At 68.9% G+C, this 19,291-nt stretch carries 13 protein-coding genes and 3 pseudogenes; 5 read left to right on the top strand and 11 right to left on the bottom strand.

The window, feature by feature from the left end; translation table 11 throughout:
• Nucleotides 1-28: 28 nt before the first annotated feature.
• Entirely contained in the window at nucleotides 29-1,015 is a 987-nt protein-coding gene (locus ACFY7H_RS31360) for a hypothetical protein (RefSeq protein WP_388945154.1), read from the bottom strand.
• 469 nt (nucleotides 1,016-1,484) lie between these two features.
• Here ACFY7H_RS31360 and ACFY7H_RS31355 point away from each other — a divergent pair, with 469 nt between their 5' ends.
• The 3 genes from ACFY7H_RS31355 to ACFY7H_RS31345 are packed head-to-tail and all read left to right on the top strand — an operon-like array spanning nucleotide 1,485 to nucleotide 5,529.
• Complete coding sequence (locus ACFY7H_RS31355; protein ID WP_388945211.1) at nucleotides 1,485-2,921, top strand: FGGY family carbohydrate kinase; 1,437 nt, start codon at nucleotides 1,485-1,487, stop codon at nucleotides 2,919-2,921.
• Nucleotides 2,918-4,315 carry an FAD-dependent oxidoreductase gene (locus ACFY7H_RS31350; protein ID WP_388945151.1) on the top strand — a complete coding sequence of 466 codons (1,398 nt, stop codon included), beginning with the start codon at nucleotides 2,918-2,920 and terminating at the stop codon, nucleotides 4,313-4,315. Before ACFY7H_RS31355 ends, ACFY7H_RS31350 begins: the two co-directional genes overlap by 4 nt.
• Complete coding sequence (locus ACFY7H_RS31345) at nucleotides 4,312-5,529, top strand: NAD(P)/FAD-dependent oxidoreductase (RefSeq protein ID WP_388945149.1); 1,218 nt, start codon at nucleotides 4,312-4,314, stop codon at nucleotides 5,527-5,529. The genes ACFY7H_RS31350 and ACFY7H_RS31345 overlap by 4 nt, the downstream gene beginning before the upstream one ends.
• Nucleotides 5,530-5,552: 23 nt before the next feature.
• On the opposite strand, the gene ACFY7H_RS31340 is transcribed toward ACFY7H_RS31345, so the two are convergent.
• The 9 genes and pseudogenes from ACFY7H_RS31340 to ACFY7H_RS31300 all read right to left on the bottom strand — a co-directional run bounded on the left by ACFY7H_RS31340 (nucleotide 5,553) and on the right by ACFY7H_RS31300 (nucleotide 14,691).
• Nucleotides 5,553-5,927, bottom strand: coding sequence for an ArsR/SmtB family transcription factor (locus tag ACFY7H_RS31340; protein WP_388945146.1), 375 nt, complete (start codon nucleotides 5,925-5,927; stop codon nucleotides 5,553-5,555).
• A gap of 76 nt (nucleotides 5,928-6,003) precedes the next feature.
• Nucleotides 6,004-6,204: pseudogene (locus tag ACFY7H_RS31335) on the bottom strand (helix-turn-helix domain-containing protein); the annotation flags it as partial.
• A gap of 221 nt (nucleotides 6,205-6,425) precedes the next feature.
• Nucleotides 6,426-7,667 carry an erythromycin esterase family protein gene (locus ACFY7H_RS31330; RefSeq protein ID WP_388945143.1) on the bottom strand — a complete coding sequence of 414 codons (1,242 nt, stop codon included), beginning with the start codon at nucleotides 7,665-7,667 and terminating at the stop codon, nucleotides 6,426-6,428.
• Between the two features lie 74 nt (nucleotides 7,668-7,741).
• Nucleotides 7,742-8,137, bottom strand: coding sequence for a hypothetical protein (locus ACFY7H_RS31325; protein WP_388945140.1), 396 nt, complete (start codon nucleotides 8,135-8,137; stop codon nucleotides 7,742-7,744).
• A gap of 45 nt (nucleotides 8,138-8,182) precedes the next feature.
• Nucleotides 8,183-8,368: pseudogene (locus ACFY7H_RS31320) on the bottom strand (CorA family divalent cation transporter); the annotation flags it as partial.
• Nucleotides 8,369-8,667: 299 nt separating this feature from the next.
• Complete coding sequence (locus tag ACFY7H_RS31315; protein ID WP_388945137.1) at nucleotides 8,668-11,994, bottom strand: NACHT domain-containing protein; 3,327 nt, start codon at nucleotides 11,992-11,994, stop codon at nucleotides 8,668-8,670.
• Nucleotides 11,995-12,608: 614 nt separating this feature from the next.
• Nucleotides 12,609-12,794: pseudogene (locus ACFY7H_RS31310) on the bottom strand (CorA family divalent cation transporter); the annotation flags it as partial.
• Nucleotides 12,795-13,099: 305 nt separating this feature from the next.
• Nucleotides 13,100-13,888: a hypothetical protein gene (locus ACFY7H_RS31305; RefSeq protein ID WP_388945208.1), complete on the bottom strand. Its 789-nt coding sequence runs from the start codon at nucleotides 13,886-13,888 to the stop codon at nucleotides 13,100-13,102.
• A gap of 116 nt (nucleotides 13,889-14,004) precedes the next feature.
• Nucleotides 14,005-14,691 (bottom strand): DUF488 family protein, encoded by a 687-nt coding sequence (locus tag ACFY7H_RS31300; RefSeq protein ID WP_388945134.1) that lies wholly within the window; start codon nucleotides 14,689-14,691, stop codon nucleotides 14,005-14,007.
• Between the two features lie 231 nt (nucleotides 14,692-14,922).
• Here ACFY7H_RS31300 and ACFY7H_RS31295 point away from each other — a divergent pair, with 231 nt between their 5' ends.
• Entirely contained in the window at nucleotides 14,923-16,641 is a 1,719-nt protein-coding gene (locus ACFY7H_RS31295) for a DUF262 domain-containing protein (protein WP_388945131.1), read from the top strand.
• On the top strand, nucleotides 16,613-17,890 hold the full coding sequence (locus ACFY7H_RS31290) for a type II toxin-antitoxin system HipA family toxin (protein WP_388945128.1): 1,278 nt from the start codon (nucleotides 16,613-16,615) through the stop codon (nucleotides 17,888-17,890). The genes ACFY7H_RS31295 and ACFY7H_RS31290 overlap by 29 nt, the downstream gene beginning before the upstream one ends.
• A gap of 172 nt (nucleotides 17,891-18,062) precedes the next feature.
• Here the strand turns inward: ACFY7H_RS31290 and ACFY7H_RS31285 are convergent, their stop codons facing one another.
• Nucleotides 18,063-19,127: a serine hydrolase domain-containing protein gene (locus ACFY7H_RS31285; RefSeq protein WP_388945126.1), complete on the bottom strand. Its 1,065-nt coding sequence runs from the start codon at nucleotides 19,125-19,127 to the stop codon at nucleotides 18,063-18,065.
• Between the last annotated feature and the right edge of the window lie 164 nt (nucleotides 19,128-19,291).

Below are 19,291 nucleotides of genomic sequence, written 5' to 3'. Positions count from 1 at the left end.
ACGGGGGCGGGAGGAGGGCGGGGGAGGGTCAGTCCCGGCCGGCCAGGCTCCGGGACCTGGCGCGCAGGAACACCTCCTCGGCCGGCGCCGGGTCGGCCGGGTCGCGGGTCCGCCGGGCCCACGGCAGGGTGGTCCAGTACCCGCCCATCGCCTCGAAGACCCGGGCCGCCCCCTCGAACTGGTGGGCGCCCCACAGGGCGTGGGCGAGGTGGTTCAGGTCGAGCGGGGAGGCGTACGCCGGGTCGGCGTACGGGAACCAGGCTTCCAGGGCGTGGACGGCGTCGCGTATGGCGTCGTCCGTGAGCCAGTGCAGGTCGAGGGCCCGCTCCTGCCCGCCCTCGCGGCGGTAGCGCTCGACGTGGACGTAGAGCGGCAGGAGGTGGACGGCGGACCCCGGCGGCGCCGTGTCCACCGCCCAGCGGGCGAAGTTGACGGCCTCGGAGTGCGGCCGCGGTCCGGCCGGGCCCGCGTACATGAACTGGAGCATCCGGTGGTACGCCTCGCGGTTGTACGGGTCCCGCTCGTCGGCCTGCGCGAGGATGCCCCAGGGCCCGGGGGGCAGCATCGGGCCGGGCGGCCGCTGCCGGTGCTCGTCCATTTGGCGGTGTTCGTCGAGGAGGGCCAGGGCGAGCAGGCAGACCCAGGGCACCGGGTCGGCGGGGCTGATACCGGTGGTGGTCCGGCAGGCCTGCCAGGCCTCTTGCCACAGCTCGTGCGTGCGGGGGTGGCCCGCGCGGTGGGCGCGGACGGCGCGTTCGACGGTGACCCGGGTGTGCATCACGGCCGCGGCGACGCTGGTGGGCTGCTCGGCCCTCCAGGCCTGGACCACGTCGGAGCCGGCCGCGACCGCGGCGAGGACCTGGGTGCGCTGGGTCCACAGGCCCCAGCCGTCCGTACGTTCCAGCAGCCGCGCCATCGACAGCCAGCGGCCGGTGCGCAGGTCCTGCACGGCGGCGCGGAGGTCGTCGTCGAGGCCGGCGGGGTGGTAGACGGGCCGGAAATCGCCGCCGGCCATCACCTCGCCCCGGGGGACGTGCGGCCGGAGCCGGCTCGTACTGCGGTCATCGTGGTCATCGGTCCTCGGATCGCCTGGAGGGACGGGTCGGGTCCGTCCGGCGTCCGGTAGCCGCACTGCGGCCGGGCCAGCACCAGGGATGCGTGAACCATGCGCGAACTGCCCGGCGAACCCCCGCCGTTGGGTCACGGGCGGCGCCGTTACCGCCCGTTGACCGGCGATCACTATAGAGCGGAGGCGGCCGATCGCACACGCATTCCCTTTCGGACACAAGTTTCAAGCCACGCACGGAACATGACTGAACGTCACTGCCGCGGCCGCGCGCTCGGGTGGATCTTGACGGGCGACCTCCCCTAGTGAAGGCTTCCGACCGGCGACGGCTGACGTGGTCGCCGACGTGATCGGCGACCTGGCCGGGGCCCGGTCGCCGACGCGATCGACGACCTGCCGCAACACGGACGGAGTGGTGATGACGGGCCCGGTGCTCGCTGTGGACCAAGGCACCTCGGGAACCAAGGCCCTCGTCCTGTGCCCGGATCGCGGGGTCATCGGCTCCGCCTCCGCTCCCGTACGGCCCCGGTACCTGCCCGACGGCCGGGTGGAGGTGGACCCGGGCGAGCTGCTGGGCTCGGTCGTGGACGCCGGGCGGGCCGCGCTGGCGGCGGCCGGTGAACCGGTGGCGGCGGTGGGCCTGGCCAACCAGGGCGAGACCGTACTCGCCTGGGACCCGGCGAACGGCGAACCGCTGACCGACGCGATCGTCTGGCAGGACCGGCGCGCCGCACCGCTGTGCACCGAACTGTCCCCGCACGCCGAGCTGCTGCGCGAGCGCACCGGGCTGCCGCTCGACCCGTACTTCGCCGCCCCCAAGATGGCCTGGATACGCCGCCACCTGACGCGGCGGGGCGTCGTCACCACCAGCGACGCCTGGCTGGTGCACCGCCTCACCGGCGAGTTCGTCACCGACGCGGCGACCGCGGGCCGTACGCAGCTGCTCGACCTCGACACCGTCGGCTGGTCGGAGGCCGCCCTCGACGTCTTCGGCCTCGCCGGCGAGCCGCTGCCGCGGATCGTCGACGCGGACTCCCGCGTCGGCACCACCACCGCCTTCGGTCCCGAACTGCCGCTGACGGGACTGCTCGTCGACCAGCAGGCCGCCCTGCTCGCCCAGAGCGTCACCGCCCCCGGCACCGCCAAGTGCACCTACGGCACCGGCGCGTTCCTGCTCGCCCAGACCGGACCGCACCCCCGCCGCAGCTCCTCCGGACTGGTCGGCTGTGTGGCGTGGCGGATCGCCGGGCGGACCAGCTACTGCCTCGACGGCCAGGTGTACACGGCCGCTTCCGCCGTACGCTGGCTCACCGATCTCGGAGTGATCTCCGGCGCCGCGGACATCGACGCCGTGGGCGGGAGCGTCCCCGACTCCGGCGGCGTCACCTTCGTCCCCGCGCTCGCCGGGCTCGCCGCCCCCTGGTGGCGGGGCGATCTGCGCGGCTCGGTCACCGGACTCGGTCTCGGCACCACCGCCGGACACCTGGTGCACGCCCTCTGCGACGGCATCGCCGCCCAGGTCGCCGAGCTCGCGGACGCGGCCGCCGCCGACCTGGGCGCGCCGCTGACCTCCCTCCGCGTCGACGGAGGGCTCACCCGGTCCGCCCTGCTCATGCAGGCCCAGGCCGATCTGCTCCGGATCCCCGTCGAGGTGTCGGCGCTGCCGGACGCCACCGCCCTCGGCGTCGGCGCGGTCGCCCGGCTCGGCCTCGACCCCTCCCTCACGGTCCGCGACACCGTCCCCGAGTGGAAGCCCTCCGCCGTCTACGAGCCCCGGGCCGGGGCGGGCGAGGCCGCCGAGCGCCGCGCACGGTTCCGTACCGCGGTCGCCGCCCTGCTCGACGGCCCCGCATGAGCGTCACCACCCGCGGCGCCCTGCCCGGCGGGGAGTACGACGTGACGGTCATCGGCGCCGGTGTGGTGGGCTGCGCCATCGCCCGCGAACTGGCCCGGCTGCCCCTGCGGACCGCCCTGGTCGAGGCGTCCGACGACGTCGGGGACGGCACCTCCAAGGCCAACACGGCCATCCTCCACACCGGGTTCGACGCGGTGCCCGGGACCCTGGAGTCCCGGCTGGTCCGGGACGGCGGGCGGCGGCTCGCCGCGTACGCCGCCGAGAGCGGCATCCCGGTGGAGCCGCTCGGGGCCCTCCTCGTGGCCTGGGACGAAGAGCAGCGCGCCGCGCTGCCCGGCCTCGCCGGCAAGGCCGAGCGCAACGGCTACCACCAGGCCCGGGTCCTGTCGGCCGAAGAGGTGCGGGCCCGCGAGCCGGAGCTCGGACCCGGAGCGCTCGGGGCGCTCGACGTGCCCGGCGAGTCCGTCATCTGCCCCTGGTCGACCACGCTCGCCTACGCGACGCAGGCCGTCCGCGCGGGCGTCGACCTGCACCTGAACTGCCCGGTCCGGTCCGTCATCCCCGGAGCCCCGCACCTGCTGGACACCGGCCGCGGCGTACTGCGCACCCGCCACCTGGTCAACGCGGCCGGCCTGCACGCCGACGCGGTCGACCGGCTGCTCGGGCACGCGGACTTCACGGTGACCCCCCGGCGCGGCCAGCTGATCGTCTTCGACGAGCTCGCCCGCGGCCTGGTCCGGCACATCCTGCTGCCGGTACCGGGCGCGCTCGGCAAGGGCGTCCTGGTCACGCCGACGGTCCACGGGAAGGTGCTGCTCGGGCCGACCGCCGAGGACCTGGACGACAAGACCGCCACCGGGTCCACCGCCGAAGGGATCGCACTGCTGCGGGAGAGGGGCCGGCGGATCCTGCCCGCGCTCCTGGAGGAGGAGGTCACCGCCGTGTACGCGGGACTGCGGGCCGCCACCGGATCCGAGGACTACGCGATCCGCGCCCACCCCGCGCAGCGGTACGTCACCGTGGGCGGGATCCGCTCGACCGGTCTGACCGCGTCCATGGCGATCGCGTCCCACGTGGTGGAGCTCCTCGCCGAGGGCGGTCTCCCGATGGCCGGGCCACGGGAACCGGAGCCGGTGCGGATGCCGAACCTGGGCGAGGCGTTCCGCCGTCCCTACCGCGACGCCGAGCTGATCGCGGCGGACCCCGAGTACGGCCGGATCGTCTGCCACTGCGAGCGCGTGACCCGCGGGGAGATCCGCGACGCGCTCGCCGGTACCGTCCCGCCCGGTTCCCTGGACGGACTCCGGCGCCGTACGCGCGCCCGTGGCGGCCGCTGCCAGGGCTTCCACTGCGGCGCCGCCGTACGCGCGCTGTTCGAGGAGGCCCGCCGGTGAGCCGTACGGACAGCACGGGCCGCACGGACCGCACGGTCGACGTGCTGGTCGTCGGAGCGGGCCCGGCCGGGCTGGCCCTGGCCGCCCGCGTCGTGGCCGCGGGCGCGGGCCGGGTCGAGGTACTGGAACGCGAGGAGGAGGCGGGCGGCGTCCCCCGCCACTGCCACCACGGCGGCTTCGGACGGCCGCCGCTGCCCTGGCTGCCGGGACCCGCGTACGCACGCCGGGCGGTGGCCGCGGCCCTGGCCGCCGGTGCCGTCGTCCGTACCGGCGTCACCGCCACCGGCTGGGCGGGACCGCTGGCCCTGGAGACCACCGGCCCGTCGGGGCTGGAACGGATCACGGCCCGGGCCGTCGTCCTCGCCACGGGTGCCAGGGAACGCCCCCGAAGCGCCCGGCTGGTGCCCGGCACCCGCCCGGCCGGAGTGCTCACCACCGGGGAGCTCCAGCAGTCGGTCCACCTCCACGGCCGCCCCGTCGGCCGCCGGGCCGTGGTGGTGGGCGCCGAGCCGGTGGCCCGCCACGCGGTACGCACCCTGCGGCGGTCGGGCACGGAGGTGGTGGCGGTCCTCACCGAGCACGCGCGCGGCACCGCCGTACCGGGGGTTCCGCTGCTCACGGCGACCACGGTGAGCGAGCTGCGCGGCCGGGGCCGGCTCTCCGGAGTGGCGGTCCGCCACCGGGACGGCCGCTCGGGGGTCATCGCCTGCGACACGGTGGTCTTCACCGGCGACTGGATCCCCGAGCACGAACTGGCCCGCCGCGGCGGCGTGCCCGTCGACCCCGGCACCCTCGGACCCCGCGTGGACGCCGCCTTCCGCACGGGGACGCCCGGGGTCTTCGCCGTCGGCAACGCCCTGCACGGCGTGGAGCGCGCGGCCACCGCGGCCGCCGAAGGCCGGGCCGCCGCCGCCCCGGTCCTGGCCCGCCTCGCGGGAGCCCCCTGGCCCGACGCCGGCCCGCCGCTGCTCGTACGGGCCCCGCTCGCGTGGGTGACGCCGAACCGCGTCACGGCCCCCGCGCGGCGGCCGCTGCTGCTGCGCTCCGCGGTGCCGCTGACCGCGCCGGTGGTGGAGGTGTCGCAGGACGGCCGCCTGCTGTGGCGCCGCCGCTTCCCGGGCCGGGTGCCGGCGTGGCGCTCACTGAGGCTGCCGCCGGGGTGGACGGCGCGGGTCGACCCGGCGGGCGGCCCGGTGGTGGTGGGCACCGCTTGACGGCCGCCGCTCCCGGCGCTCCCTCAGCCGGAGCGGTCGGCGGCCGTGGCGAGGAGGCGGCCCATGGCGGCCACCACCGACGGCTCGACGCGGTAGTACACCCAGGTGCCGCGGCGCTCGGAGCTGAGCAGGCCGGCTTCCCTGAGCTTCTTCAGGTGGTGGGAGACGGTCGGCTGGGAGACCCCGACGTCGGAGATGTCGCACACGCACGCCTCCCCGTCCGGGTGGGAGGCGACGGCGGAGAACAGGCGCAGCCGCACCGGGTCGCCGAGGGCCTTGAACATCCTGGCGGTGCGCTCCGCCTCCTCGGCGCTGAAGGGGCGCTCGGCCAGCGGCGGGCAGCAGGCCGGGGCCGCAGGATCCGGCTCCAGCAGCGGCAGCTCCTCGATGTTCGACATACGTCTATGTTGACACGTGTCGAATCGGAAGGGCACCCGGCCGCCGCAGAGCCTCACCAAGCACGGAGGCCGCCGCCCGGCAAAGGCAGACCTGGTTCTCGGTCGCCGTGGGCGTGCGGTGCGGGGTGGTGTGCGGCCTGCTGGAGCGGTCATGCAGTCCGGCCTCACCCTCCGCCCTCCAGCGGCGGACCCACTTGTGGGCGCTGGGCCGGGACGTGCCCATCTGGGCGGCCACGTGGCCGGCCGGACGCCCGGCAAGAACCCGCTCAACCAGGATCCGCCCACCGCGATCCTCCCCCCGGCCCCCTTCCGCCTCGCATCCGGACGAGGCCGGGGGAGACGATCAGGATGAGCAGGAGACGCGACGATCGAGCCCGCCAGGGACCCTTATGACGCGCCCCTGGGCTACGGGCGCTCGCCGCGGCATTCGGACCGGTGCCGAACCGTCGTGGCAGCTCACTATGAACGCCGCCCTCGGCCCATGGCCGTGAAAGAGCCTCAGTCCACCGCCTCGGGCAGCAGGTGGGAGCAGGTCGAGCGTGCTACGAACGCGATGCCGTCGTAGTCCTCGGCCGGGACGAGCGGGGCCGTGTTCAGGCGGTAGAAGAACCGTTGGACGTTGGCGCCGAAGCTGCGCTGCGCGTGCGGGGTGTGCAGCCAGGGTGCGCCGCCGGCGGACGTAACCGCGCCGCGGAGGTCCGCGTAGTAGTCGCCGGGTACGGCGTCCGCGAGCCACGCCTCCAAGGAGCGGAAGCCGGTGCCGATGCGGTGGCGGGCCGGCGGGCGCTGAAGGTCGTGGCCGCGGCGGGCCAGGAAGGAGCCCTTGCCGAAGAAGAGGGCCAGCGCGTAGTAGGCGTCGCCGTACCGTTCTCGGAGTCTGCTGCCGAGGGCCGGCACCTGGTCCCCGTACGTGCCCTTTGCGATGTGCCCGTTGTGTGCCCAGACCGCGACGCGGGCCCGGGGGTCGTCGTCCACGAGCCGTGCGACGGCCTCGGCCATGTAGCGGTCACGCGCGGTGTACACGCCGTCCTCGCCGGCTGAGGCTTTCAAGGGCCGGCTCACCAGGTCGGCGGCGCGGACCAGGATCCGCGCGTGTTCCAGGGCCTCGCCGGCGTCGTCGCCGGCACCCGACCGCTCGACGTGGTCCGCGACGAGGCGTGCGACTTCCTCGGCGCGCCGCACCAGGGCCTTGTCCGGGTCCGGAATGGAGCCCGGGCGGGCCCGCGCCAGTACGTCCAAGGCGTTCACGCACCCGGCCTGACCGGGCGCCGCGCGGCGCAGAAAGGCAGCGACGGCCTCGACCGAGTCGGCGCAGAGCTGGGGGTCGGTTCCCACGAAGCGGATCCGGCGCTCTGCGGGCAGGTCGCGGTTGTGGGCGCGCAGCCACTCGACGAGGTCGACCATCTCGCGCGTGCGCCAGGTCCAGAAGCCGAGCCGGGCGACGAGCCGTTCGGGGGAGCCGGCACCGTACCGGACGTACGCGTCGAGCGCGCGGGCGGCGGACTGGCTGGCCTCCATGGCAAGGGCGGTGAACCCCTCCTCACGGACCAGGAACTCCAGCATGCGGTGCTTCAGCCGGAAGAACTCGCTCGTACCGTGCGTGGATTCCCCCAAGCCGATGATCCGCGTGCCCCGCAGGGCCTCCCCCAGGGGTTGCAGGTCCTCCACGGGCGCGCCGGGGGTCAGGGTGCTCAAGGGCTTGGCGTGCTCGTCCAGCCATCGGGCGATGTCGTCGCGCACCGTCTTGCCTCTCCTCACCGCGTGCGGCAGGGCGGCACGCGGTCGTGCCCGGGCCTCTCGCACCCCTTCACGGGTCAGTTCGCCGCCTCCTGGCAGGCCGCGAGGATCTCCTGGAGGTCCTGTACGGCATCCGGTCGGCCATGCTCGGAATACACTCCCGCGACCTTGACGACAACTTCGTCCACCCCCGCCCGTTCGTATCCGGCCATCTGTGCGGCGATGTTCCCGGGCGTGCCGTAGAGGAAGACTCCGGAGTCGACGAGTGCACGGGCGCCGGGGCCCGGGCGGCTGTGGTGGACGCGCAGGCCGGCGCGGCGCAGCATGACGCAGTAGTGCGGCCCGGCGAGGTGGAAGTGGGCCCCTGTGAAGGCGAGCCGATAGGCATGGCGTCCGCGGCGGTCGACGGCGGCGTGCACGACGGTGACCATGCGGGGCACCGGGCGGCCCGACTCGGCCGCGCCCTTCACCATGGCGGGCAGAAGGGTGTCGCGGACGTAGCCGGAGGGCTCATCCAGCTACAGCCAGTCGCGCTTCTTGAAGATGACGTAGAGGCTCACGCAGACCACCGCCATCAGCAGGATCGCGGAGGGGTAGCCGGCTGCCCACTGGAGTTCGGGCATGGTCTCGAAGTTCATGCCGTAGATGGTTCCCACCAACGTGGGTGCGAACAGGATGGCGGCCCACGAGGAGATCTTCTTGAAGTCGTCACCCTCACGCCGCTGACCTGCGGAAATCGTCTGGATAGGCGGTCCGACCTGCGGTGATCGATCTTTCTGAGTGTTTCGTCGTGTTGCCCGTCTATGCGGCCGATTCTCCCCAGCCGTTCCCCAACGGGCATCGATTCTCCCCAGGCTCTCCCCAGCTCTGGCCGGGCGGGGGAAGGAGGATCACCGCTGGCTATGTTCGACACAAGTACCGAATCGGGCCTTTGCCGAACGGGGGAGTCGAGCTGCTGCCTCCGTAGACACCTGACGCCGCAGCGCGATCCGCAGGACAGCAATTAGGACTCCGTCCCAGCAGTCTGTGTGCTCACGAGCGCCGGTGGCGTTGGCGGCTGTACCCAGGAGAGAAGGCGAGCGACCAGCAGTGCCTCGCCCGGGGCGGGTGGGGCCAGCAACGCTGCACGCAACGCCTGTTTGGCTTGAGGGGCGGCGTCGGCGGTAAGCAGCTCCTGGACAGCTCGCCAACGGGTTTCGACACTGGCTTCGGGGGCCGCAGCCACCTGGCACCACAATGGGACCGCCACACGGGACAGCCCCCGCATGGCCAGGAATTCGGCAAGAAGCATGCTCTGATCAGCCGTGAGCCGTACCAAGGTCCTCACCCGGTCCAGGATGGCGGCTGCCGCTTCGCGGCCCTCCACGGTGAGCCAAGCCGAGAAAACAGCCTCCAACTCACGCCCGACGAGGCCGGGGTCTGCCAGCAGTTCTTGTCCCAGAGCCATTACGGCCGCCGCCTCACCGTGTTCGGCGAGCAACGGCAGCAGTGCCGCCCGCAGGGCGGGGCCGCCATATGGGCGGTCGTGCAGGGCGGCCAACACTTCGGCGCAGGCGTCGGCGCGAGCCAACCGAAAGAGAGTGCGGGCAGCTGAGGTGAACTCGTCGTGTCCACTTCCGGGATGGCGAAGTACCCGTCGCGCCAGGGGCAACAGACCTTCCGTGCCCGCGTCCACCTCGGCCAAATCCCGCATCGCGGAGGCGTAGGAATCTGCCGTGGCCCGGTTCCGGTCCAACCAGCTCAGGACCTCATCCGAGCTCTCAGGCCCCAGAGCTCGGATGAGCACCATCACTTCCAGCGTTAGATGGTGCCGGGTGTCCGGGTCTGGCTCATCGAGGCTCAGCCGGACCAATTCCACGGCCTGCCTCGGGAATCCGGCACGCACGAGGTCCATGGCGATGCCCGGGCGCTCGTCCGTGTTCCAGACCTTGTATCCGCGGAGCAGCTCGGTCAAACCGTCGGCGGCTTTCTCCCCCTCTTGGTCGAGCCAACCGCGCACCACGTTGTCGATCGAATCCGAATCCACGGAATTCTCGATGGTGTACGCCATAAGTGGAATCGCTTCGTTTACGAGGCCGAAGAGCAAGAGCACTTGCGCCAGGGAGGCTTTCGCCCAATCCCGTGTGCTGGGCCGCTGGGCCACCGCTGCCGCGACGCGCGATGCAGCCGACTTTCCTTCCAATTCGTACCAGAGCTGCCCTGCCCGTTCCAGGACTCCACCGTTCTCCTCGGTGCCGGCCAGGACCGAGCGGGTGAACTCGGCCAGGCCTTCCGTACGGCCGAGAGCCGCGAGCTCCTCTGCGGCCACGAGCCGGTTCCAGGTGGGAGTCGTCGACGAGGCGAGCAGGTCAGATAGTAGTCCTGCACGGAATCCTGTGTCGGCTGGATCGAGCACGGCCAATTCCCGGCAGCATTCCAGTGCGCCCTCGGGCGGGGTATCCCGAGCGATCGCCTGCAGCAGGGTGACCCCCTCGGGAAGTGAGGCGACCTCCGCGTACGCGGAAGCAGCTCCGATCCGCAGAGAGGCGGAAAGGCCGTCGGCCTCCGCGATCCGCCGTAGCCTGGCCGCCAGCAGACGGCTTCCCCGAAGCTGGGACAGCTCCCTCAGTACCTGGCGGCCCTTTTCATGGCCGCGGTCGAACGAGTGCCGACCGAGGTCCGCCACCCGCTCGATCACCGCCTCCTCCAGGGCGTCCCCGAGCGGCACTCCCGAGGTGATCAAGCGCAGCGCCATGATTCGGTGTTCGAGATCGCCAGCCAGTAGATGCCGTACGACCAGGGTCACGTCGTGCCCTGGGCGCCGAGCCCACAGGGCGAAGGTGAAAAGCACTCGGTTCCGAGAGGACGGGCTCCGGATCTCGTTGGCCCAGTCTTCGAGACCGGGGAAGTCCGCTGGGATCCGTGCGGCCTCGTCACGTGCGGCCAGGAACTCCGCGAAGGATAGGTGCAGAAACGAGACCTCATCGTGGTCGTAGACGAGGATTCCGCTCTGAGCCAGGAACTGGCCGAGTTCGTCTCGGGCCCCTTCCGGCCACTTTAGGTCCGACGGGAGGGCTGCGCCGAGCCAGGCCACGGCGGCGTCCAACAGGCGGATGGAGCCCCTCCCTCCCAGGGTGCGTACCCGGGCCAGGTGGGTGATCAAGCGGTCTCGGTACGCCAGCATCGACTCGGCGAGCCGACCCTGCCCGCGACGCTCCCACCGAGCCCGGAATCCCTTGTCCACCTCGTCGGAGCCCTCGCGGGCAGTGGCGATGTCGGCGAGGAACTGGTCGTAGAGAGCGACCCGGCCGCGGGGGAGCGGTGCTCCGGGGTTCCGGCTGCGGTATGCGGCGGCGATGGTGGTCAGCAACGGGACATGGAGCACCTCACCCAGGCCGGCGTGACTGACCTCCTTGAGGAAAGCTCGGGCCTCGGCGGCCGGGTCGGGATCCCTCTGAGCGCCAAACCAGCGCTCGGCGAAGGCCAACTGCTGTCCGGAGTCGAAACCGGCGAGCGTGTAGAAACCGATGGACTGCAGGTTCCGGAAGGGCCGCAGCTCGTCCTGGGGAAGTGGCCGGGAAGTGATGAGCAGCCGGAACAGGCCGTGGGGTCGGATCTCCCGACCTAGGTTCTCGAGGACCAGCTGCCGTTCGTTCGGCGAGACGACTTCGTCAAGACCATCGACGACCACCAGCCACCGCACGCCGTGCGGCCGCACGGCGAACCGGTCGGCGGGCACGGCGCTGCGCAGGGTGCCGGTGCGGTCTGCGGCGCTGCTGAGCTGTTGGTGAAGGGCGCGGGGTGTCCTCAGGTCCGTCGCTGTCACTCGCAGGGCGACGACCGCCTCTTCGCACCATGGATCTTCCGCTTCCTCCTCGCGGAGCCAAAACCGGGCGATCTGGCGGACGATGTGGCGGCCAAGGGTGGTCTTCCCTGCGCCCGGACCGCCCGTGATGAACAGGTGGTCGTGGGCAGAGAGGGCGGCGGCGAGGGTGGGGGCATGCGATGCGTGCCTGGTGTTCTCCGAAAGCGGCTGGAGGTCCTGTTCGACGTGGATGTGAGACAACGGCGGCTTGCGCACGCCAAGCAGGTCGTACGGGAACTGCTCGGCAGCGGCTGCCTGGCTGGACAGCAGGTCCTCCAGCCAGTCATCGGGCAGCGGGATGGCGGACCAGGCGGTGGGAGTGAGGCCGGGTGCGCCGCGCCGGGCGGCCAGTTCCCGGCGCTGCAGTGCGAACCGGGCCCTGCCCCAGACCTCGGCGACTGCCTGCCGAGGCAGGCCCAGAGACTGGGCGAACTGCTCGTTGGTCGCCAGCTCGTGCAGCCGCCGCCCGCCGAGGATCTCGTACACGGCGTTCTTGTGTGGCGGTGGAACCTGGCGGGCCGCTCGGCGAGCGTTGAGAAAGGTGTGGGCGTTCTCATGTCCGGCGGCGCGCAGTGCCGCCTGGAACCAGGCAGCTAATTCCCGGAGTTCGGGCTGCGCCGTGCTGCCGCTGGGTCGTCCGCCGGCCATGGCCTCCCTCTCGTACGGTGATCGGTTTCCCCTGAGTTTCCTCACGCTAGAGGGAAACGCGGCATGACGTGAAGAGTTGGTGGCACCGGCAGGGCTGCCGGGGAGTCGAGGGGAAGAATGGGGAGAGGTGCCGTGTTCGGTGCAGTGGGTGAGGCGATGGGATCGGCCGGGGCGTACGCGTGGCTGCTGACGGTCTTGGCGGTGCTCGCAGGGGTAGTGCGCTGGTGGGTGCGTCACCGGACGGAGGAGCGTCGTGAGCGTGAGCGTGAGCGAGGGTTTACCCAGCGGGTAGAGGCGGCCTTGGCCGGCACGGAGTCCCGTCACAGAGCGGAGGTGGTGGCCGCCTGCGCCCGTCTGACGGGCGTCCGCCAACGCTGACCGGGGCGAAGTACGGCACGGAGAGGTGGCTGTTGTCGGCCAGCCTGAGTGATTTTCGGTGGATCCCCGCCGTCTTACAGCCAGTCGCGCTTCTTGAAGATGAGGTACAGGCTCACGCAGACCACCGCCATCAGCAGGATTGCGAAGGGGTAGCCGGCTGCCCACTTCAGCTCGGGCATGGTCTCGAAGTTCATGCCGTAGATCGTTCCCACCAACGTGGGTGCAAACAAGATGGCCGCCCATGAGGAGATCTTCTTGAAGTCGTCACCCTCACACCGCTGACCTGCGGAAATTGACTGGCGGCACGCTCTGACCTGCGACGATCCGTCTTTCCGGCCCTTTCGCCGTGCTGCCTGTTGATGTGGCCGATCCTCCCCAGCCGCTCCCCAACCGGGCTTCGTTCTCCCCAGATTCTCCCCACAGGGGGCTGCCTTTGAAGGAAGATCTCCGCTGGTCGGGACCGTGATCGAGGTGCGATGAGGCTACGCGACGTAATGGCACCGGGGCAGGTGGAGTCGGGCCGCTGTTTGCTCGGGAGTGCTCGCGGTCTGGTGCGGTGGCTCGCTCACAGGGAGAACAAGCCCTCCTGGATCCCGCCCGCGACCACCGATCGTTCGGGGTAGAAGAGGCCGAGCAGCATGAAGGTCCTGGGGTGGGCGGCGATGTTGCCGACGAAGAGGTGTACGGCACGGTTCGGGGTGACCAGGCGCTCGTACCAGCGCTCGTGCAGCTTCTCGCGGACGCCGGCCTCACCATACTTGTGCAGGAACTTCCGGTAGGACTCGCCTGCCTCCCAGTCCCTGAGGGCCATGTCGTGGCCGGGGCAAGCGTTGTCCGAGCAGCGGAAGCGATACCGGAACTCGAGGGGTACCCACTCCAGGCGGCGGAGGTCCTGGTCCAAAAGGTCCATCTGATCGGCCATGGCGGCTTTGGAGGTGGGCCATGGCTCGGCGGGGGCGAGCCGGAAGCCCGTGATCTCAGCCGGACGGAAGACGCCGAGCGAGGTACGGTTCGTTTCCTGCTCTCGCTTGATGGCGCACAGCGAGGGGGCGATCAGCGGCTCCACGTGTGCGTACCGCTGCCGCCAGCCGTCGGAGGGCGGTATCCGGTCGAGCACCTTCAAGGTGTCGAGGTTCGGACGCAGGCTCTCCGGGCGCCGGTCGCCGTGATGTGTTCGGACGTCGACCTCGACGACTGAGTACTTGGCGAACCGCGCTTCCTCGGCTAGCAGCCGGAAGGGCACAGGGAAGAGCCGTACGTGCTGTGGCTTCCCCTGGTCCAGGCGTATGCCGGCGACGCAGCTGGTCTCCCGGTACTTGGTGGACAGTTCGGGATAGGTCTTGACGGTGATCATGATGCGTGCGCGCTGCCATAATCCGGTCACGGCGTCCCCCTTCGCCCAACACCTCGTCAGATTGGACGGGAGGCCGTCGCCTTGAACAAGGGCGCGTGCGGAGTGAAGGGGCGAAGTCAGGCCAACGGCACCACGGGTACCTCGATGCGCTTGCGAACCGCGGTCAGCACTACGTGGCGGTGGCAGCGGCTCTCGTCCTGCTCGAAGCACAGCACCGCCACGCGGGACAGGCTCGCCCGTTCGGTCAGCCGGTCCAGGTCAGCCTGGGCCTCGTCGGACCGCAGCAGGCTGCGGAAGCGGGCCCGGCCCACGCTGAGGCGACCATCCCAGAAGGGCGCCCTGTTGTCCTTCGGGTTCCCCAGGGCACGGAGGTGGATGTACTCGATACCGGCCTCGGCGAGTGCCTGTCCTAGGCGGGTCTTGCTGAAGCCGGGCTTGCGGCTGATCGGGGTCAGCCGCACGTCTGCCACGACGTCGATCCGGCTCTCGACGAGGGAGGAAACGAAGGAATCGATGTCCCGACCTTCATAGCCGGCGGACCACAGCCCAGGGTTGGGTCTGGGCGGGCAGAAGAGGTCGTCCAAGGAGACTTCCAGGGCCGCGGCCAGGGCTCCGATCGTGAAGAAACCTGGCTGGATCGCACCGCCGCTCTCTACCCGGGCGAGAGTTCTCGGCTGGACTCCGGCCTCCTTCGCCAGCCGCTCACGGCTCCAGCCTCTGGCATCCCGGAGGGTTCGTAATTGCTTGGCCAGGGCCCGGGCCCTGTCGTGGTCCGGTGTGTGCTCAAGAGGAGGCGCAGCCATGGGCCGTGATCCTAACGTCCCCGCGCCAGGCGCTTCCATGGTGTCGGCCGGCTTCACTCCGATCGGTCGGTGGCCGTGGTGAGGAGGCGGTCCATGGTGGCGATGATCCTGACCCCTGTGCTCCCCGCCGACTGGATCTGGCGAGTGGGCTCACTGGGGGATCACTCGAAATCCGTACCTTTCTGACTCTTCTCGGTAGCATCTAACCCGTGGGACCTGTCCCAGGAGAGGGTGAACCTGTTGACTACATCTGGATTCGACACTCAACCAAGCGCTACGACCTATGAGCTGGAAGATCTCATCAACCTCGCCTGGCGTGGGCATATTAGGGTTCCGCATTTTCAGCGGGATTTCCGGTGGGGGACGCAAGATGTAATTCGTCTATTCGATAGCATTTCAAAGGGCTATCCGATCGGAAACCTTCTCCTCTGGGAGCGGCGATCCGGACCCGGTCCCGTTACTTTGGGGACGCTAGAGATCGAAGCGCCAGCGGCCGACAATGCACTTTGGGTTGTGGACGGCCAGCAACGCATTACCAGTCTAGCGAATGCGTTGCATCCGGTCGGGAACGAGCACCCGCCGTTCGCGATCTACTACGACCTTGCGATGCGAGAGTTTGTAGCTCGACCTAAGGTGTTGGAGTCGGCACACATACCACTCCCGGTCCTGTTTGACCTTGACAGGCTACTTGACTGGTTTTCTGGAGTTGGCCAGGAAAGCGCCGAGTACTTCCCGGAGGCCCGGCAGGTGGCCAAGAGGTTGCGCCAGTACAAAGTGCCCGCGTATCTCGTAAGGCAAGACGATGAGCGAGTGCTGACTGACATCTTTGACCGGATGAATAATTACGGAAAAAGGCTCAGTCGTGCTGAGATTTTTTCTGCGCTTTTTGCTGGACCAGAAGAAGATTCAGCCGATCGCCTGTCGATCCCAAGAATTGCCGAACAGGTGGCTGCTCGCAGCGGATTTGGTACCATTGATGCCAATACTGTGCTGCATGCGATCCTGGCACGGCGTGGACCAGATCCTACTCGAGATATTCGCAGTGAATTTGATGACAGTAGCCGCCGCACTGCTCCCGAGTTCCCTGGGGAAGATCGAGACACTGCTTATGCTCAGGGTGAGCAGGCGTTGGCGCTTGCGATTTCGTTCCTTCAGGAGAAGGCTGGCGTACCGCATGCCTCTTTCTTGACGTATAAAGCCCTTCTGGTTGTTCTCACTCGATTCTTCGCGCACTTCCCTAATCCCCGCCAGCGAAATCTGGAGCTACTGCGGCGCACCTACTGGCGGGTCTCGGTATCAGGTCCGGCGGTGTTTAAGGGAAGCTTCACTCAGATGAGCCGTATCCTCTGCGCCGTTATCAAGCCTGGCGATGAGGATGCATCCGTATCGGGCCTGATCGATTCGATGGCCTCGGCGCGTCGTGTGATGCCGAATGCCGAGCGGTTTCGAACCAATGAAGCTACGGGGAAGATCATTCTGTGTTCGTGGTGGGCTCTGCGTCCCCGCTCCCCGATTACCGGATCGCCTTATGATGCCCGAGAGCTGACGAATCTACTGGGTGAGCAAAGTACTGCCGCAGTCTCCGTGCAGTATGTATTCCCTCGCGGCTTGGATAGTAGACGACAGCTCTGGGCCGCAAATCGGCTGTTCGCGCCGGGTCAATTGGAGACTGGCGATGCCTTCTTGGAGCGGATGGCTCAGCAGCCGATGGACCTTGATGATGACGTCTGGGATGCCATTCTGGCCTCTTACGTCCTAGATCGATCCATGATGGACAGTCTTTCACGTGGTGAGCGTGATGCATTTCTCGTAGCACGCCAGAAGAAAGCTGAAGATCAGCTGCATAAATTTCTGTCTCAGATGGCCGAGTGGGAGTACGAGGATACTCCGGCGCTCGACTCGTTGGACTTCGATGAGCTGGATGACGAGGAATCTGATGGCTCTCTCTGAGGCTTTTTATGCAGTCCTCTTGAATGGGCGTCGGGTCGGCACACTTTGTCAGCGGGGCGATTACACCAGCTTCCGGTTCGGTGAGTCTTATCTGAGTAACCCTCAACGGCCGGTCCTGGGATTGCGATTCGAAGAAAATCTGCGAAAGCCCTATGCTGCGGCTCTGAGGTTGCCGAAGTGGTTCTCCAATCTGCTCCCCGAGGGACCGCTCCGCCAATGGGTTGCAGACGAGCGACAAGTATCTCTCGATCGCGAGATGGAACTTCTTGCTCAGGTGGGGCACGACTTGCCGGGAGCTGTACAGGTTATGCCGGCTGAAGGGTCAGATGAGAATTGGGACTGGTCGAGCGATGCGGCCATTGTTGTGAGCGGTGGCACGAACCCTTCGAAGGATTCGCCCTGGCGATTCTCGCTAGCCGGAGTCGCACTAAAATTCTCGATGCTTTCGCGAGGTGATCGACTGACGGTCCCGACAGTTGGCGAACGTGGCGATTGGCTCGTTAAGTTCCCTGATTATCGATTCCCTGATGTGCCGAGAAACGAATTTGCGATGATGTCGCTGGCCAAGGCTGTCGGGTTGGACGTTCCTGAAGTTCGCCTTGTTCACCGAGATGAATTGGTTGGCCTGCCATCCCGCATGTGGCCAAACTCTGAGGCGTGGGCATACGCCGTGCGCCGGTTTGATCGACTTGGGGATCAGGACCGCACAGCTGTGCATATTGAGGACTTCGCTCAAGTTCGAGATCTGTATCCTCAGGACAAGTATCAAGGAAGCTTCGAGACTGTAGCCGCGCTAGCGTATCGAGGGCGGGATTTGCGCGCTCTTCAAGAGGTTGCTCGGCGAATCGCTTTCTCCGTTGTCGTCGGCAATGGGGACGCACATCTCAAGAACTGGTCCTTGATCTACCCGGATTCCCGAATCCCGACACTTTCGCCAGTCTATGACATCGTGTCGACCGCTCTCTATCGAGAGAGCGAAGACGGCCCTGAAGATCTCGGTTTGAAATTCTGTGGTAATAAACGATTCGAGGCTGTTAGTCTTTCTTCCTTCTCGAGTCTCGAAGCCAGGCTTGATTCCAAGCTCGGAGTTAGCGGGGCCGCTCTTGCCGACTTGGCCGCAGATACAGCAGCTAAAGCCGCCAAGGAGTGGTCAAACTTCCATGAGGTGCTTGCCGGAAACCCTGCGTTGCGCGACGGCATCACGGACTGGATCACTACACGTAGCGCGGCCTTGTCGAAGCGTCGATAGGTTTCGACCAGCTGGGCTGAGGCTTGAGGCGAACGCTGCTGACGGAGATTCACTTCGGTGGAGCCAGTGGGGGTCTCGGGCTTGCCGGGGAAGAGCGGTCGGGAGACGGCGAGGCGCTACCGGCTCGTGTCTTGGGCGGTGCCGGATGGGGATCTTAAATTGCTGAGCTCAGCTATGAACGTGTGGTCATGAGCTGAGCTGGCTCAGCGAACACCAGGGCACGGAAGGCGTCGCGGATCTCCGTCAGGGGTTCGCGGTCGCGGTTGAAGCGGAGTTTGTTGGTGAGGAGGGCGGCCCAGCGACCCTGGGTGGGGCTGATCCACATGCCTGTGCCTGTGAAGCCGTAGTGGACCCAGACGTCTTTCGCAGGGTCGGTGCCGGGGGCGGGGTGCCAGAAGAGGCCGCGGGCGGGGGTGAGGGCGCCGGTCTGGAGGTGGAGGGAGTCCTTGATCCAGGTCGGACCGAAGGCGGCCTGGGTGGGAGCGAGCATGTGGCGGAGGAAGAGGGCGAGGTCGTCGAGGACGGAGAAGGTGCCGGCGATGCCGCAGATGCCGCCGAGGAGGCGGGCGGAGAAGTCGTGGGCGGTGCCCTTGAGGTGGGTGCCGGTGGTCTCGTCGTACTCGGTGGGGGCGCAGCGGGCAGTTTCGGCGGCGGAGAGGGGGCCGAAGCGGGTGCGGGTCATGCCCAGGGGGTGCCAGACGCGGTCGGTGGCGAGCCGGTCCAGGGGCTGGCCCGAGAGGTGTTCGGCGAGGTAGCCGAGGACGAGGGCGGCCCGGTCGGTGTACTCGACGGCCTCGCCCGGTGGGCGGTGGAGGGCTTCGTGGAGGACGCCGTCGCGGATGTCCTGGGGGTCGGTGCCGTAGAGGTTCTTCAGGTTGGCGCGCAGGGGCAGGCCCGCGGTGTGGGTCAGGAGGTGGTGGGCCGTGGCCCGGGCCAGGGGATGGCCGGCGACCTCGTCCCAGAAGGTGCCCAGAGGGGCGTGGAGGTCGAGTTTGCCCTCTTCGGCGAGGGTGCCGATCGTGGACCAGACGGCGAGGATCTTGGTAAGGCTGGCCACGTCGAAGACGGTGTCCAGCCGCATCGGTTCGTCGGGCCGGTCGGGATCGAGGAGGCCGACGGCTCCGCTCGCGCGGATGCCGTCGGCGTCACCGACCGCCCACACCGCGCCGGGGTAGACCTCCTCGCGAACGCCGGTCTGCAGGAGGTCTTCGATTCGGGCGGTGGAGGGCGTCGTCATGGTCTCCCGATCGTCGTACGGCCGCGGGTGGTCCGTCGGTCAGGGTAGTGAGGCCGCCAGGACTGTTCCGGCTCCGCCACGGGCGGAGTCAGGCGAGCTGGTGGCGCGAGCGATCTCGGCTCGCCTCTCCCTCCGACTCTCAGTGGGGATCTGGGTGACGAATT

The organism is Streptomyces sp. NPDC012794, from assembly GCF_042901085.1.
Classification (GTDB): domain Bacteria; phylum Actinomycetota; class Actinomycetes; order Streptomycetales; family Streptomycetaceae; genus Streptomyces.
The sequence above is the reverse complement of the archived record's forward strand: the minus strand, read 5'-3'. Positions and strand labels throughout refer to the sequence as shown.

Excerpts from the sequence above, each read along its gene's own strand:
- ACFY7H_RS31350 (WP_388945151.1), top strand. The coding sequence starts at position 2,918 with ATGAGCGTCACCACCCGCGGCGCCCTGCCCGGCGGGGAGTACGACGTG.
- ACFY7H_RS31325 (WP_388945140.1), bottom strand. The coding sequence starts at position 8,137 with ATGGTGAAGGGCGCGGCCGAGTCGGGCCGCCCGGTGCCCCGCATGGTC.
- ACFY7H_RS31290 (WP_388945128.1), top strand. The coding sequence starts at position 16,613 with ATGACGAGGAATCTGATGGCTCTCTCTGAGGCTTTTTATGCAGTCCTC.
- ACFY7H_RS31360 (WP_388945154.1), bottom strand. The coding sequence starts at position 1,015 with ATGGCCGGCGGCGATTTCCGGCCCGTCTACCACCCCGCCGGCCTCGAC.
- ACFY7H_RS31300 (WP_388945134.1), bottom strand. The coding sequence starts at position 14,691 with ATGGCTGCGCCTCCTCTTGAGCACACACCGGACCACGACAGGGCCCGG.
- ACFY7H_RS31285 (WP_388945126.1), bottom strand. The coding sequence starts at position 19,127 with ATGACGACGCCCTCCACCGCCCGAATCGAAGACCTCCTGCAGACCGGC.
- ACFY7H_RS31340 (WP_388945146.1), bottom strand. The coding sequence starts at position 5,927 with ATGTCGAACATCGAGGAGCTGCCGCTGCTGGAGCCGGATCCTGCGGCC.
- ACFY7H_RS31305 (WP_388945208.1), bottom strand. The coding sequence starts at position 13,888 with ATGATCACCGTCAAGACCTATCCCGAACTGTCCACCAAGTACCGGGAG.
- ACFY7H_RS31355 (WP_388945211.1), top strand. The coding sequence starts at position 1,485 with ATGACGGGCCCGGTGCTCGCTGTGGACCAAGGCACCTCGGGAACCAAG.